This is a genomic window from Klebsiella pneumoniae (assembly GCF_000742135.1).
Classification (GTDB): Bacteria; Pseudomonadota; Gammaproteobacteria; order Enterobacterales; family Enterobacteriaceae; genus Klebsiella; species Klebsiella pneumoniae.
Genome location: NZ_KN046821.1, coordinates 1 through 11,590 on the forward strand (window position 1 = coordinate 1; position 11,590 = coordinate 11,590).

An 11,590-nucleotide genomic window follows, 5' to 3' on the forward strand; every position below is an offset into this window, starting at 1 on the left:
GCGTGCGCTATCCACTTTTTGCTCGCCCATATTCAACGGCTTCTTTAAGGAGTTCATTTTCCATCGTTTTTTGCCGAGCAGGCGCTGGAGTTCTTTAATCTGCTTCATGGCGGCAGCAAGTTCAGAGGCAGGAACGACCTGTTCTCCGGCAGCCACAGCAGTAAGACTTCCCTCCTGGTATTGCTTACGCCAGAGAAATAGCTGGCTGGCTGCCACACCATGTTGCCGGGCAACAAGGGAGACCGTCATTCCCGGTTCAAAGCTCTGCTGAACGATAGCGATCTTTTCCTGTGTAGTACGCCGTCTGCGTTTCTCCGGCCCTAAGACATCAATCATCTGTTCTCCAATGACTAGTCTAAAAACTAGTATTAAGACTATCACTTATTTAAGTGATATTGGTTGTCTGGAGATTCAGGGGGCCAGTCTAGGAGATCTGGCTTGATAGCCCTTGTATGAAATCCTTCTCCCGCCCCTCGATGTATGGGAAGTCATAGGACTTGAGGAACTGGATGAACTGAACCTTGTTAGCTTTAACGTAGGTGTGTAGAGCGTCCTTGTTTGCCAACATGTAGCCATAGAGCTGTTCATCACTCATTTCCGGGATGAAGCCCTTCTCACGTCCGAACAGGATACAATCATCAATGATGTCCACGTATCCCCAATACTCCATATTCAGGTGGAAGTAGTGTAGGTATAGATCACCATAGAGAAGCCACTCAAAGAACGCTGTGAGCTTCTTAGAGGTGAGCATAGTCAGGAAGTCGCCTTTAGCTAAGTGTTTCAGCTTGAACTCTTTAGCGTTGGCCTGTAGCTGTATGCGCTGGCGTAAATCATCAAAGTCGGCACTCGATGAGGAACCAGTATGAGCAACACCGGCTAACACGAAGTTTACGCTGTTGTGCTTGTCTGGATCATGGTCAATGTTATAACCATCAATTTGTTTGGAAAGATATAGTTTACGAACGTTATTAGATTCATCGTAATAGAATTGATAGCTTTTGTTTTGCTGCGGGAAAGGATTCATACACATCACTTTTTTGTGGGTTATGAACCATATATAACAATGTAGGATCTGGAAGTCTATAAACAAAAAACCCGCACAAGGCGGGCTTCTTTAAGAGAGAGAGTATTGCTATTATAAGATATTCAGATTGAATATTTTAGATATGACAGTTAAAAACGCTACCCCCGTCATTCCGAATGTTAAAAATATCAATCCTAAAGCAGGTAAACCTAAGACTGCCATGAATGGTGCAGCAGCGCTTGAATCAAGATTCTTCAATCCTTTGATTTTACTAATCGGAAGAATTACACCGAAAATAAAAGCTAAGGTCAAAGCAATCTGAAACATTAAAAGCGGTATAGCATAAAACATGTTTGCTAAAGTTTTAGTCGTTTCGATATACCATTCAGTGATTTCCCATAACATTTTAAAGCCCTCTCTCTCGTTTTGTTGATTAAATAATATCGTACAGTTTTATTTATATCAAATTATTTTTTTAAAATATTTCTACCCTTTGGGTAGAACTGAACTGGAATTTCTTTTCCATCTTTTTTTGCCATAGCAATATCATTGAAGGGATTGGGTAGAATATCTTCAAGAGATTTAAAAGTATCAAGCTTGTAATCAAAGGAGCGTATCTTGAAACAGTAAGCAAAAACAACAAAGTGAAAATACTGAGTAAACACTAAAATTGTAAGACTTAAAGAAGATGAAACAAAAAGTAATTTAGTACCATTACAAGCCATAAAGATGGTGATAGACATGAATAAAATAAAAAATAATAAAGACATCCACGCCATCGACGCACAGCGTTTATACATGTAATTAAGCTTTGCCTCATTTAGATTTTTAATTTCATACCAAACATCAAAACTATTAACTTCATGTCCCGGTAAGCCTCTGGCATATCTAACTTTGTTAAATATTTTTTTTGCCAATAAAAATGGGATAAGAAATGGAATGATAAAGAGTTTAAAAAAACCAATAATTGGAAACGCAGCTACTTTAAGACCTGTTTTTAAACCATTGGGTATGTTTATTTCATTTTTTTTCATAATGTATTTCCTTTTATAATAAGTGTGTATAATTTTATATACAAATAAAAAAATAACATGTCAATAGAAAAGCCTCTAAAAAGAGGCTTTATTTATTATTTATTATTTATTATTTATTATTTTCATCTTCATCAAAGTCTTTGATATCTTGTCCACTATCACCTTTAACTACAGGCTCAGTTTTTACATCATCAAATACCGTATTACTACCTTCGGTTGCTTTAGGATCATTACCGCCCGGTGTTGTTTCTTTAGGTTCAGTTTTAGGCTTGGTAAACTGCGGAGACATCATATTAGAAATCATTCCAGCACCTGCCGCTGCCGCCGCTGCGGTTTTAGCTGTTGATGATTCAGCTTGTCCTGAAACCATGCCTAACACAGAGGATGTTGCCCCACCGATCCATTTAAAAAGATTATCAGGAATAACATGCATAAGTTTTAAACACATTAACTCTACAGTTAGCATTAATGAACCATATAGTAGGAGCATAGTTAAGCCTTTATTTATGGCTAATAAGCCACCTTCAGTATTACTTCCTGCTGTAAAGAAGGTAGAATTCATCATATCGAAAAGTATAGTTGTCAAAACGAAGGAACCAGCATACCCAGCCATGTTTAATGGTGGTCTTAAACCAATATTTAAAACAAGCATGTATCCTTGCCCTTGCTTACCTACAATACCATCTTGATCTGGTAATAACATAGCCAAAACTAAAAGTGGCGCTCCAAACATTGCTTCAAATATTAATATGTAATATCCAGCAACACAGAAGAAACCTATTATATAAGGCATCATTGGAATTACGAATGCTAACAAATTCCCACCTAAAATAGTGTTTTTTAGTATACTATTAAAGAGTGGAGATACAAAGATTGCTGCTGTTTGTATACCATTACCAACAAACGGAATACTACCACCTGCCACAGCACCACCCGCTAAAAGTATATATGATGTTTCAGCACTAACTATCATTCTTGAACCCAAATTAACGGATACAGAAAGAGGCATTAAACTTGATGCTTTAGATGCTTCATAGTTGTTTGTCCATGATAAGTTTCCGCCTAAAGTTGATATAATCTTTTGATACCAACCATCATCACCTTTATTAGAATCTAACATAGATGAGTCTACTTTATTTGCATCACTCAAAAGTTTTTGAAGTCTTTCTAATTTTGGATATACTTCATAAAGTTGATTTCCACTACTAAAACCATAATAGTTAGCATTATCATTTTGTTGAAAATTCATTGAAGCCGTAGGATACCTGTTAACCGCTGCATTAGCTTCTGATATTGAATCAGCAATTCTTGAATAGAAAGTATAACTATAAGTCCATCCTTTCTCTGTTAGCTTATCAATTTCAGATTGTGTTAATGACTCTTTCATAACGCTTTCAGCGGAAGCTTGTATGAATTGGCTATAAGCATTAACTAAAGTATCGATAATCTTATTTAATTGTTCAGCGTTATCATTTGGCATTGATGAAAGATAACCTGCATAAGCAGTAGCTCCCTTAACCAAAGCTTCATTAGCTTTTATTTGGGCTTCTTGAACGGCTTTACTGATTTTAGTTGTATCAATCAAAGTAGAACCCGATTTTAAATCCTTGTCTAGGAGTTTTAACTTAGTGCTACCGCAAAGGTCTATACCATTTCCATATGAACTGTTAGGTGCAGCGGGTAAACCGAAATTATAACCTACAACTTTGTCATTTTTAATCGGAGTTGTATCCATATAACGATAAGCAGGCCCCCATTTCGAATTTGCATTAACTTTCTTAGCATTTTCATTGTAGATATTAACACAAGCTGCTGAATATAATGTATTCATTACTACTTGTCGTATTGCTGCTTTGTTATCAACTGATATATATGTATTATCTGTGATTAGGCGTGGTGCAAGCTTATTCCAAACATCATTACCCCACTGATTACCAACTAACACTAACCACAATATAATCATGTGTAGAGCAGAATAACCATTGGAGATCGGGAAAAGTAAACCCGGAACCAAGGCGGTTCTTATAGGAACCCACATTGAAGACCATTTTTTACCTAACATCTCACCGTCATGAGCTGTTGACATTGTTCCGGCAATAAGCGTGTATGCGGCTATAATCCCACCTAACTGCATTATAATAGGCAAGTAAACATCAAGAACGGCTCCTGTGATGTTTGATTGAAACGGGTTAAACCATTTGTCTATATTGTTTCCTACAGCATCCTCACTTCCCGTCACTAAACCAAAGAGATTCAATGCATGGGCAGGTGAGGTTATGAATAAGCTTAAGAATAAGCTTAGAATAAAAAGATTTTTCTTCTTCATAACTTTCTCCATTTTGTATGTTTATTTGTTTCGTATCCTTATTATTTTTATTTGGCTTACATATAAATAAATACAACAATAATTAATATAGTCAAGATGTGTATAATATTATTGACAAATATATTTTAATTAGCTAATTAATAAATGAACAGAAAACAAAGGAGAATAAAATGAAATATTATATGCTAAAACCATTTCGAATAGGAATCTTAGAGAACGATATAACTGTTAAAGAATCAGAACAATATGTGATTATTGATATAATTAGCGGAGAGGAAATACTTTATTGTGATGATAATTGTTATTTAATTACTCCAACTTTATTGAAATCTCTTAAAGATAGCAATCTTACAGGTGTTAATGTTGTAAAGCCTAAAAATATGAAATTCAGTATTGAACACAACATGAAACATCCTAATAAAAGTTTAAGGGAATGGTATAGACTAATACCATTTAAGTATGATAGCGGTAAGAATCAGGAAATATTTCTTGATCAATACGACAATCTAATCATAAATGAACGCATAAAAAATATAATATATAATAAGGATGTTCATAGGGTAAAGAGAGCTTTTATAACAGAATATGAGATTGATAAAGTAGAGCATCATGATGAAGAAATAATCGAGCAACCTGTTTTTAAGAAGGAAAATAAAACCACTTTTAAAGATTGGTGTGTTTTCATGTTTATTCTTATAACTATCATTTATTTGTTTTTTAAATAAGAGGCTGAAAGATGAATATCAAAATCAATGATGGTATTACAGGCGAGATCTTAGTGTTAAATCAAACAACGTTTAACAATGATGTGGATACTATACAGTTAAGAATGACACCAGAGTTTTTAGCCCTTATCAAAAGACATTGTTCCGGTGCTATTGATGTGTCTATATCAGCTTTATTAGATTATGGAATCAAAAAAATATTAGATGAAAACATTTCAATCTCAATACAACAAGTTGAGAAAGAAATCGTAATTGAATCAGTAAAGCGTGATAGTAGCATTATTCCATTTACTACAGTTAACTATAGAGCATCAAGAAAAGACACACGCCCCGTATTCGTGAGATTGTGTAAAGATCTAAAATATAGGTTAAAAGAAATATCTCCGACTAAATATACACTTTCCGCAATTGGTATAATAAAGTATTCGATTGATACCTTGCTTAAAAACAATCAGTGCCTGATAATAAAAAGTGAGGTTATTTATGAAAAATAAAAACATTGAATTTATGCTTAATGCTATTCTTTTTGCTAAGTTTCTTTTATATCAGGATGAGTTCACAAATGAAGAGCTTGAACGTGGTGAAGATGTTCGAAACATAAAAGAGCTTTTCGTATTTAAAAATAAAGAATGGATTAATGATATTAATACAATAAGATTAAAGGATATTAACCAAGATATTCATATATCATCAACATACATCATGTCATTAGATGGAGTGGGTTATTATGCTTTTTCTAATAAGTCAGAAGATGAGTTATACCAATATTTAGTTAATGACCTTTGCGATCATTATATCGCTGTAAGTGAAATGTCATTGGAAGACATAGAGGGAGCTTTAGAGGCAATCGAAGAAGATTTGTTTGATATATACCGAAGTAATCTATCTTTAGCCAACAAAATGATTTTAGATGTTTCAAACAGATTTAAAATAAAACCTGATTTGAAAAGACCATTACTCACCATCGTTTAAAAAGGGCTGTTAAGCCCCTTTTATATTGTTCACTGTTTTATGATGTGCTATGTTTACCTTCTAACTTAAATGTTGAAAAGGATAAAACATGAGCGCATTAGGGCATTTTAATAACATTCGCACTATCAGAAAAGAAGCCCATGAGATGGGCTATGACACCTTCCTTGAGTTCGCTGAAAAGGTTCAAACCGTTAAGGATGAGTTCCTAAAAGAAGCAGAAGAGGAAAAAGCGAAACAGGCACTGGTAGAAGAAAAGCTTAAGGCTACTACTGAACTTCTCCAGTCCGAGGGCTTTGAAGTAAGCCTTGAGGCCGTCAGAGCGCTTCTACTTGGTCAAATTGATGCTCCTACCCCTACTGGCAAGGGTAAAGGTGGTAAAGGCGTAAAACGTGGTTCTGTTGAGCCTAAGTATGCGTTCACTGTAGAAGGTGAAGAACAGACGTGGACAGGCCGTGGACGTATGCCGTTAGCACTGAAAGAACTGATTGAGAAGGGCGAAGAGCTGGAAAGCTTCCTGATCAAGAAAGAAGACTAAAAACAATACCAACACCAGAGAAAAAACCAAGCCCCTCGATAGGGGCTTTAATTTTGGATATTTTCACTTATAATCATTCATATTTATCATTGAAGTGTAAAACAAGGGGTTTCACATTTCCTTTTCTAATCTGTCTTAGCTGTTTTACTACTTTAAATGCCTCATACCATGCTATTATCGTTCCAGCTATAAATATATATCCCATGTTTAAATAAGAAGGGTTAATAACAGTAGCCCACAAAAGAGCACCACAACCAGCAAATACCAATGTTATATAAAACCATGCGTGTATAACTAAGACTAATTTTGTTCTATTCATAATTCATTCCTCTCTATTATTTTTCGTAAAAGTAAATTGTGACGGGTCTGCCGCCATAACCATCATCATTGTTGATACAGGCCGCTGTAAGTGTTGCCATGTTGAGATCCATACCGTTATCAGTGTTCTTCACTTCTGTAGACGCTACAATTATCTTAAAGAAGCTTGAACCAGCCTGAGTGACGAACTTGGCACAGGCATCTACAGACACGTTCTCAAACCCTATGTAAAAGCTACCGTCATAATAGGGTTCTATGAGAACGTTAGCGTTCCAGCTATCCCATATCTGGCCTTCGTCTACTAAGTCTTCCGGCACTAACTTAGCCTTGATAACAGCATCTACTGAAAGCCCGGTGTAGTTTGCTGATCCTGCGTATAGGTTTTTAATCCCTGCGTTAAGAGTTCCTAAAATCTTTATGTCATTATCTATTTTTTGTCCTGCGCTGATTTTTGGGTAAATCATGAAAACACCCACTATCAACGCTGATATAATCCCAAATACTAATAACATTTCTAATAATGAGAATCCTTTTGTTCTGTTTAATGTTTTAATCATGTTGTTAACTCCACTTTATATGATTGAAGAAAATATAATCGTAGAGTTATCTTCTGAAAAACATGCTGCTGATGTAGCGGTTATATCTATGTTTTTACCTTCCTCCAGATTTTTAACTTGCGTTGAACCATTGCCATTATAAACATCTATAATAACGAAGTTTCCTGATACTGCTGCTATGAGTTTAGAACAGTCAGAAGCCGGAACCGCGTCATAGATAATATTATATTTACCATGATTACCTGAATACTCTACTGATACATTCCCTTTCCACTCATTGATGAGTTTACCATCTTGGATCATGTTATCAGGGGCGTTCTTGGAAGCTATGAAACTATCAGTATTCAAATTCGATATTTTAGCCCTTCCACCATAAAGCGATTTAACACCTGCTTGGATAGCTGTTAAGTTTCTGCTTTCTCTATCGAGTCTTTGTGAAGCCTGAACTTTTGGAAATATCATAAATGCTGCTATTATCAATGCTGCTATAACACCTAACACCAATAATAGCTCTAATAATGAAAATCCTTTCTTGCTCTTTCTGTCTTTTAATAATCTAAAACTATTTATCATAATCATTCTCCTTTGTTGTTTTGTTTGATGGTTTTACCATCATAGATACTGCCATCTTTTTTAAATATAAACGTAATAAACAAACCCATAAGAAATACAACACCTCCAACTCCTGTAATTACAGTCATCTTAGCAATTACGTCTGTATTGAAATCGAAACCCAAAAAACCACCAAATAAAACACTGAAAGAACCATATGTAATCATCCATATTCCTAATCTCATTATTATCATTGAGAATTCTCTAAGTTTTTTTCCGTTTTCACTATCAGAGTCATAAAGACTTCTAAAGAAACTATTTATTTTATCCGCCACGTTAACCTCTACTTGTTTGATTGTTATTTTCTATCTGTTTGTAAATGATACCGCCATCATTCAAAAACTCTTTTATAAACTCAGCCCATGTTTCAGCTTCCTTTTCTCTTGTCTCTGTTCCCATAACTACCTCCTTTAAATATTCCAGTGTATATCTGCCTTAAAATTCTCTGCTGGCTCGCTCACATAGGCTTTAAACGCTATAACAGCTATGGCCTGATTGATGTAGCCGGATAACCTGTATGTTGCCTTAATCTGATTGAAACCGTGTTTAACGCCTTCAGGAATGATTTTGCGTCTACCTAAGCGTTCTATCAGGGCTAAGATACTTTCTGCTCTCTCTCCTTCAATTAACGCCGCTTTTGCTATAAACTCATTACCATTATGTAAACCCAACTTCTTTAACTCTCTTGTTATGTCTTTTTTCATTTACCAACTCCTTTTAGATTTGAAATAAACTCTTCATACTTAACTTTTAACCCTGTAAGAAGTTCATCATCTTTTACATTCTTAACATCAATCAAAATATTCTCATCAGATTCAAAAAAACCACTACAGTTATAACTTGTTCTTTTTTTGAATCCTGCTCCATTGGGATATAAAAATTCAGACTCTGAAATTTCATACTTTTCTTTTTGATACTCTTTATACATATCCACCATAAATAAATAATATACTTCACCTTTATTTTCTACATAATATTCATGGTGTTTCATGATACTTTGTTCATCCCAATCTACATCTTCTATTTTTTCATATCGACTTAGATAGTATTCTTTGTAAAACTTAAATAAACTTTCAACAACCATTTCTGTATTTATTTCCAACTTATAATATCTATCATTCATTTACCAACTCCATTTCTTATTTGATTTCATAGATTCAATATTTAATAACTTTACAACCAATTTAATCACCAAAATTAAAGAATTTGTTGTTGCCAGTACACATCCAAACATTTTAAATGGTGCTAATGTTATAGAGCCTATAAAACTATGATTCTTCCAAAAATCATCGCTTAAACTTAAAGCGGTAATGACGCCAAAAGCCATCAAACACAACCCCAACACCATATATATTAAATTTTCCTTTATTCCGCTCATCATAATTTACCTCTTATATTTTGATTGGTTCCAAACTCATTTGATATTTCATTCCTATATGCGACTATCGTTAATAGTCCAACCACAATAGAAGCTATCCAGTAGCTAAGAGTGTTTTCAACCTTCAACATGCTTAGAAAACCAATAACAGCACATATATTAAAAATCATCATTCCTACTATATTGAAAACAAACTTAGCTTTTTTCATTTCTTTCTCCTTATGCTGCGTATCTTTTTTGTTCTTTATGACTTATTTCTATTCCGGCATCCATTAAAACACTCATCATGTTTCTGTCATTTAATAAGTGAGCGTAATATAAAGCGGTATGACCAAGTTTAGATTTATTGTTTATGTTTATACCTGATTTGATTAACATCCTTGCCTTAGACGTATCAGCAGTGTATAGCGCATTCATGTTATTGTTGTTTACTGCGTTAATATCAGCGCCTTTATTCAATAACAACCATGTGCTGTTAAAATCACTAAAGAACAATGCTGTATTACCGAAGTTATCCTTATGGTTTACGTCTATACCAGCTTTTATTAAAAGTTCAGCTATTTCAAAACTTGCCCCGAACAAAGCTGTTTTACCATTTTCATCTGTAGTGTTTATTTCAGAAGTTCCAGCAAAGTGAATGTAAGACTTAACAGTTTCAACGTCATTAGAAAATAGCATTCTGTTTCTGCTTGATACTATACCTCTGTTTCTTATACTCTGTATTTTTGTATTTAAAGTGTTTTTCATAATGTTTATTCCTTATATTTAAATGTTTATAGTTAAGTTATATTCGATTTTAAATATAAGTCAATCTATATTGAGAAAATAAATTAAAATAAATTTGACTTTTATTTATATTAATTGGATATTGATTAAGAGAGTTAAGTATATTAACTGTTCATTCATAATGTTTCTGTTTATTTGTTTTCGGTTAGTGTTATTAAAGCGTCCTTCGGGGCGCTTTTCTTTTATATATACTCCGTTTGTCGGAACATAAACAAAAAGTATAATATATATTTGATTTTTACTTTATATTAAAGTATCTATTAAGTATAACTAAATAAAAAAGGAAAGCATCATGAAAAAATACATTAATATTTTATCGGCAAACGTAAACTACTTATTAGCAACATTATTCGTATTTATGGTTATTCTTACTTTTAATATTTATGATTACGGGCATGTGAATGTGTCTGTTTTAATGAAAGAATGTGGTTTGTGTATTGTGAATTTTGCATTGTTGTATGTGATATTCGAATTACCACGAAAAGCTTTAAAATAAAAAAAGCCCCATTAAGGGGCTTTAGTTTTTCCATCATCTTTAGTTTTATCAGGTTTAGGGAGTCTGGTTATCCGGGAAGGTTTCAATTCACCTTTCGAGATTTTTACGGCTTCCTCTGCTGACTTCAACAACTCTTCAAAGAACTTGCTCATAATGATTACCGATCCATCAAAACAGGTCTGAATGTGTTCCGGTTCGCTCAAAGCGTAGGACTTCATCAGTTATCTTGTAGATGAGTAGCCAGTCTGGTTCTATGTGAGCATCCCTATAGCCTTTGTAGTTCCCCTGTAGAGGGTGATCTTTGTAGACTTGAGGCAATGGCAAGGCATCATTGATTAACAGCGTCATAAGGGCTTTAAGCTTGCTCATGTCTTTATGACGCTTCTGAGCCTTCTTCACATCTTTCTGGAACTGGCCTGAGTATTCAATCGTCCTTGTGGTCATTTATCAGATACCAAGCTGATTAAACAGATCATCAGCATCTTTAGCTGTATGAACGTCTACGCCTTTCTCACTGTTAGCGATGGTATTAGCAGTAAGCTCGTTAGGAACACGCATATCGAACGGCAGAGCCTTTTCTTTGGCTACTTTAGTCAGAGTGATACGAACCAGATCGGAAACGGTTAAGCCCATTCCGGCAAGCACTACTGCAGCTTCATTTTTCAGTGTTTCATCTATACGAGCACGAACAAATGCATTTGCGGCCATGTTGGAAACCTCCTTTTGGTTAATGGTTATACTGTAGCTCAACTGAGCAACAAAAACAAGTAGTATATACTGATATAGACTATACTCTCTGTGTTGAAATCTGGCGTAGAACTAAGGTA

General features: G+C 34.5%; 21 protein-coding genes and 2 pseudogenes. 5 read left to right on the top strand and 18 right to left on the bottom strand.

What is annotated here, in order from left to right:
* Positions 1-16: 16 nt before the first annotated feature.
* The 5 genes and pseudogenes from DR88_RS0127220 to DR88_RS00295 form a co-directional block, all read right to left on the bottom strand.
* Positions 17-336: pseudogene (locus DR88_RS0127220) on the bottom strand (transposase); the annotation flags it as partial.
* A gap of 91 nt (positions 337-427) precedes the next feature.
* A pseudogene (locus tag DR88_RS00310) lies at positions 428-1,030 on the bottom strand (DUF3800 domain-containing protein); the annotation flags it as partial.
* A 105-nt stretch (positions 1,031-1,135) separates the two neighbouring features.
* A complete protein-coding gene (locus DR88_RS00305) occupies positions 1,136-1,429 on the bottom strand; it encodes a hypothetical protein (RefSeq protein WP_025862245.1) in 294 nt (97 codons plus the stop codon).
* Between the two features lie 62 nt (positions 1,430-1,491).
* Positions 1,492-2,058 (bottom strand): hypothetical protein, encoded by a 567-nt coding sequence (locus DR88_RS00300; protein ID WP_004150502.1) that lies wholly within the window; start codon positions 2,056-2,058, stop codon positions 1,492-1,494.
* A gap of 109 nt (positions 2,059-2,167) precedes the next feature.
* A complete protein-coding gene (locus DR88_RS00295; RefSeq protein WP_071531390.1) occupies positions 2,168-4,384 on the bottom strand; it encodes a DotA/TraY family protein in 2,217 nt (738 codons plus the stop codon).
* 170 nt (positions 4,385-4,554) lie between these two features.
* On the opposite strand from DR88_RS00295, the gene DR88_RS00290 reads away from it, so the two are divergent.
* From DR88_RS00290 to DR88_RS00275, 4 genes are all read left to right on the top strand, one after another.
* On the top strand, positions 4,555-5,109 hold the full coding sequence (locus tag DR88_RS00290) for a hypothetical protein (RefSeq protein ID WP_004150499.1): 555 nt from the start codon (positions 4,555-4,557) through the stop codon (positions 5,107-5,109).
* An 11-nt stretch (positions 5,110-5,120) separates the two neighbouring features.
* Complete coding sequence (locus tag DR88_RS00285; RefSeq protein ID WP_004150498.1) at positions 5,121-5,603, top strand: hypothetical protein; 483 nt, start codon at positions 5,121-5,123, stop codon at positions 5,601-5,603.
* Positions 5,593-6,081, top strand: a complete 489-nt coding sequence (locus DR88_RS00280) for a hypothetical protein (RefSeq protein ID WP_004150497.1) — start codon at positions 5,593-5,595, stop codon at positions 6,079-6,081. Before DR88_RS00285 ends, DR88_RS00280 begins: the two co-directional genes overlap by 11 nt.
* A gap of 88 nt (positions 6,082-6,169) precedes the next feature.
* Positions 6,170-6,616 carry an H-NS family nucleoid-associated regulatory protein gene (locus DR88_RS00275; RefSeq protein WP_004150496.1) on the top strand — a complete coding sequence of 149 codons (447 nt, stop codon included), beginning with the start codon at positions 6,170-6,172 and terminating at the stop codon, positions 6,614-6,616.
* A gap of 73 nt (positions 6,617-6,689) precedes the next feature.
* Here DR88_RS00275 and DR88_RS29155 read toward each other — a convergent pair whose 3' ends face one another.
* The 10 genes from DR88_RS29155 to DR88_RS00240 are packed head-to-tail and all read right to left on the bottom strand — an operon-like array spanning position 6,690 to position 10,228.
* Positions 6,690-6,935: a hypothetical protein gene (locus DR88_RS29155; RefSeq protein WP_004150495.1), complete on the bottom strand. Its 246-nt coding sequence runs from the start codon at positions 6,933-6,935 to the stop codon at positions 6,690-6,692.
* A gap of 16 nt (positions 6,936-6,951) precedes the next feature.
* A complete protein-coding gene (locus DR88_RS00270; RefSeq protein WP_004150494.1) occupies positions 6,952-7,491 on the bottom strand; it encodes a type 4 pilus major pilin in 540 nt (179 codons plus the stop codon).
* A 15-nt stretch (positions 7,492-7,506) separates the two neighbouring features.
* Positions 7,507-8,064, bottom strand: a complete 558-nt coding sequence (locus DR88_RS00265; RefSeq protein ID WP_004150493.1) for a type 4 pilus major pilin — start codon at positions 8,062-8,064, stop codon at positions 7,507-7,509.
* 2 nt (positions 8,065-8,066) lie between these two features.
* Complete coding sequence (locus tag DR88_RS30190; protein ID WP_058820517.1) at positions 8,067-8,378, bottom strand: hypothetical protein; 312 nt, start codon at positions 8,376-8,378, stop codon at positions 8,067-8,069.
* 1 nt (position 8,379) lies between these two features.
* Positions 8,380-8,502, bottom strand: coding sequence for a hypothetical protein (locus DR88_RS31655; RefSeq protein ID WP_004150490.1), 123 nt, complete (start codon positions 8,500-8,502; stop codon positions 8,380-8,382).
* Positions 8,503-8,513: 11 nt separating this feature from the next.
* On the bottom strand, positions 8,514-8,807 hold the full coding sequence (locus tag DR88_RS00260; protein ID WP_001570846.1) for a hypothetical protein: 294 nt from the start codon (positions 8,805-8,807) through the stop codon (positions 8,514-8,516).
* Positions 8,804-9,226, bottom strand: coding sequence for a hypothetical protein (locus DR88_RS00255; RefSeq protein ID WP_004150489.1), 423 nt, complete (start codon positions 9,224-9,226; stop codon positions 8,804-8,806). Before DR88_RS00255 ends, DR88_RS00260 begins: the two co-directional genes overlap by 4 nt.
* Positions 9,227-9,484 carry a hypothetical protein gene (locus tag DR88_RS00250; protein ID WP_004150488.1) on the bottom strand — a complete coding sequence of 86 codons (258 nt, stop codon included), beginning with the start codon at positions 9,482-9,484 and terminating at the stop codon, positions 9,227-9,229. It abuts the gene before it with no gap.
* Complete coding sequence (locus tag DR88_RS00245) at positions 9,481-9,690, bottom strand: hypothetical protein (protein WP_001570848.1); 210 nt, start codon at positions 9,688-9,690, stop codon at positions 9,481-9,483. The genes DR88_RS00250 and DR88_RS00245 overlap by 4 nt, the downstream gene beginning before the upstream one ends.
* Positions 9,691-9,700: 10 nt before the next feature.
* The gene (locus DR88_RS00240) at positions 9,701-10,228 is read right to left on the bottom strand and encodes an ankyrin repeat domain-containing protein (RefSeq protein ID WP_001570849.1); all 528 of its coding nucleotides are present in this window, start codon (positions 10,226-10,228) and stop codon (positions 9,701-9,703) included.
* A 331-nt stretch (positions 10,229-10,559) separates the two neighbouring features.
* Between DR88_RS00240 and DR88_RS00235 the strand changes: the two genes are divergently transcribed.
* Positions 10,560-10,763 carry a hypothetical protein gene (locus DR88_RS00235; protein WP_004150486.1) on the top strand — a complete coding sequence of 68 codons (204 nt, stop codon included), beginning with the start codon at positions 10,560-10,562 and terminating at the stop codon, positions 10,761-10,763.
* 11 nt (positions 10,764-10,774) lie between these two features.
* On the opposite strand, the gene DR88_RS31260 is transcribed toward DR88_RS00235, so the two are convergent.
* The 3 genes from DR88_RS31260 to DR88_RS00230 are packed head-to-tail and all read right to left on the bottom strand — an operon-like array spanning position 10,775 to position 11,471.
* Complete coding sequence (locus tag DR88_RS31260) at positions 10,775-10,981, bottom strand: hypothetical protein (protein WP_004150485.1); 207 nt, start codon at positions 10,979-10,981, stop codon at positions 10,775-10,777.
* Positions 10,932-11,207: a type II toxin-antitoxin system YafQ family toxin gene (locus DR88_RS0127225; protein WP_004150484.1), complete on the bottom strand. Its 276-nt coding sequence runs from the start codon at positions 11,205-11,207 to the stop codon at positions 10,932-10,934. The genes DR88_RS31260 and DR88_RS0127225 overlap by 50 nt, the downstream gene beginning before the upstream one ends.
* A gap of 3 nt (positions 11,208-11,210) precedes the next feature.
* Positions 11,211-11,471, bottom strand: coding sequence for a type II toxin-antitoxin system RelB/DinJ family antitoxin (locus DR88_RS00230; protein WP_001570852.1), 261 nt, complete (start codon positions 11,469-11,471; stop codon positions 11,211-11,213).
* Between the last annotated feature and the right edge of the window lie 119 nt (positions 11,472-11,590).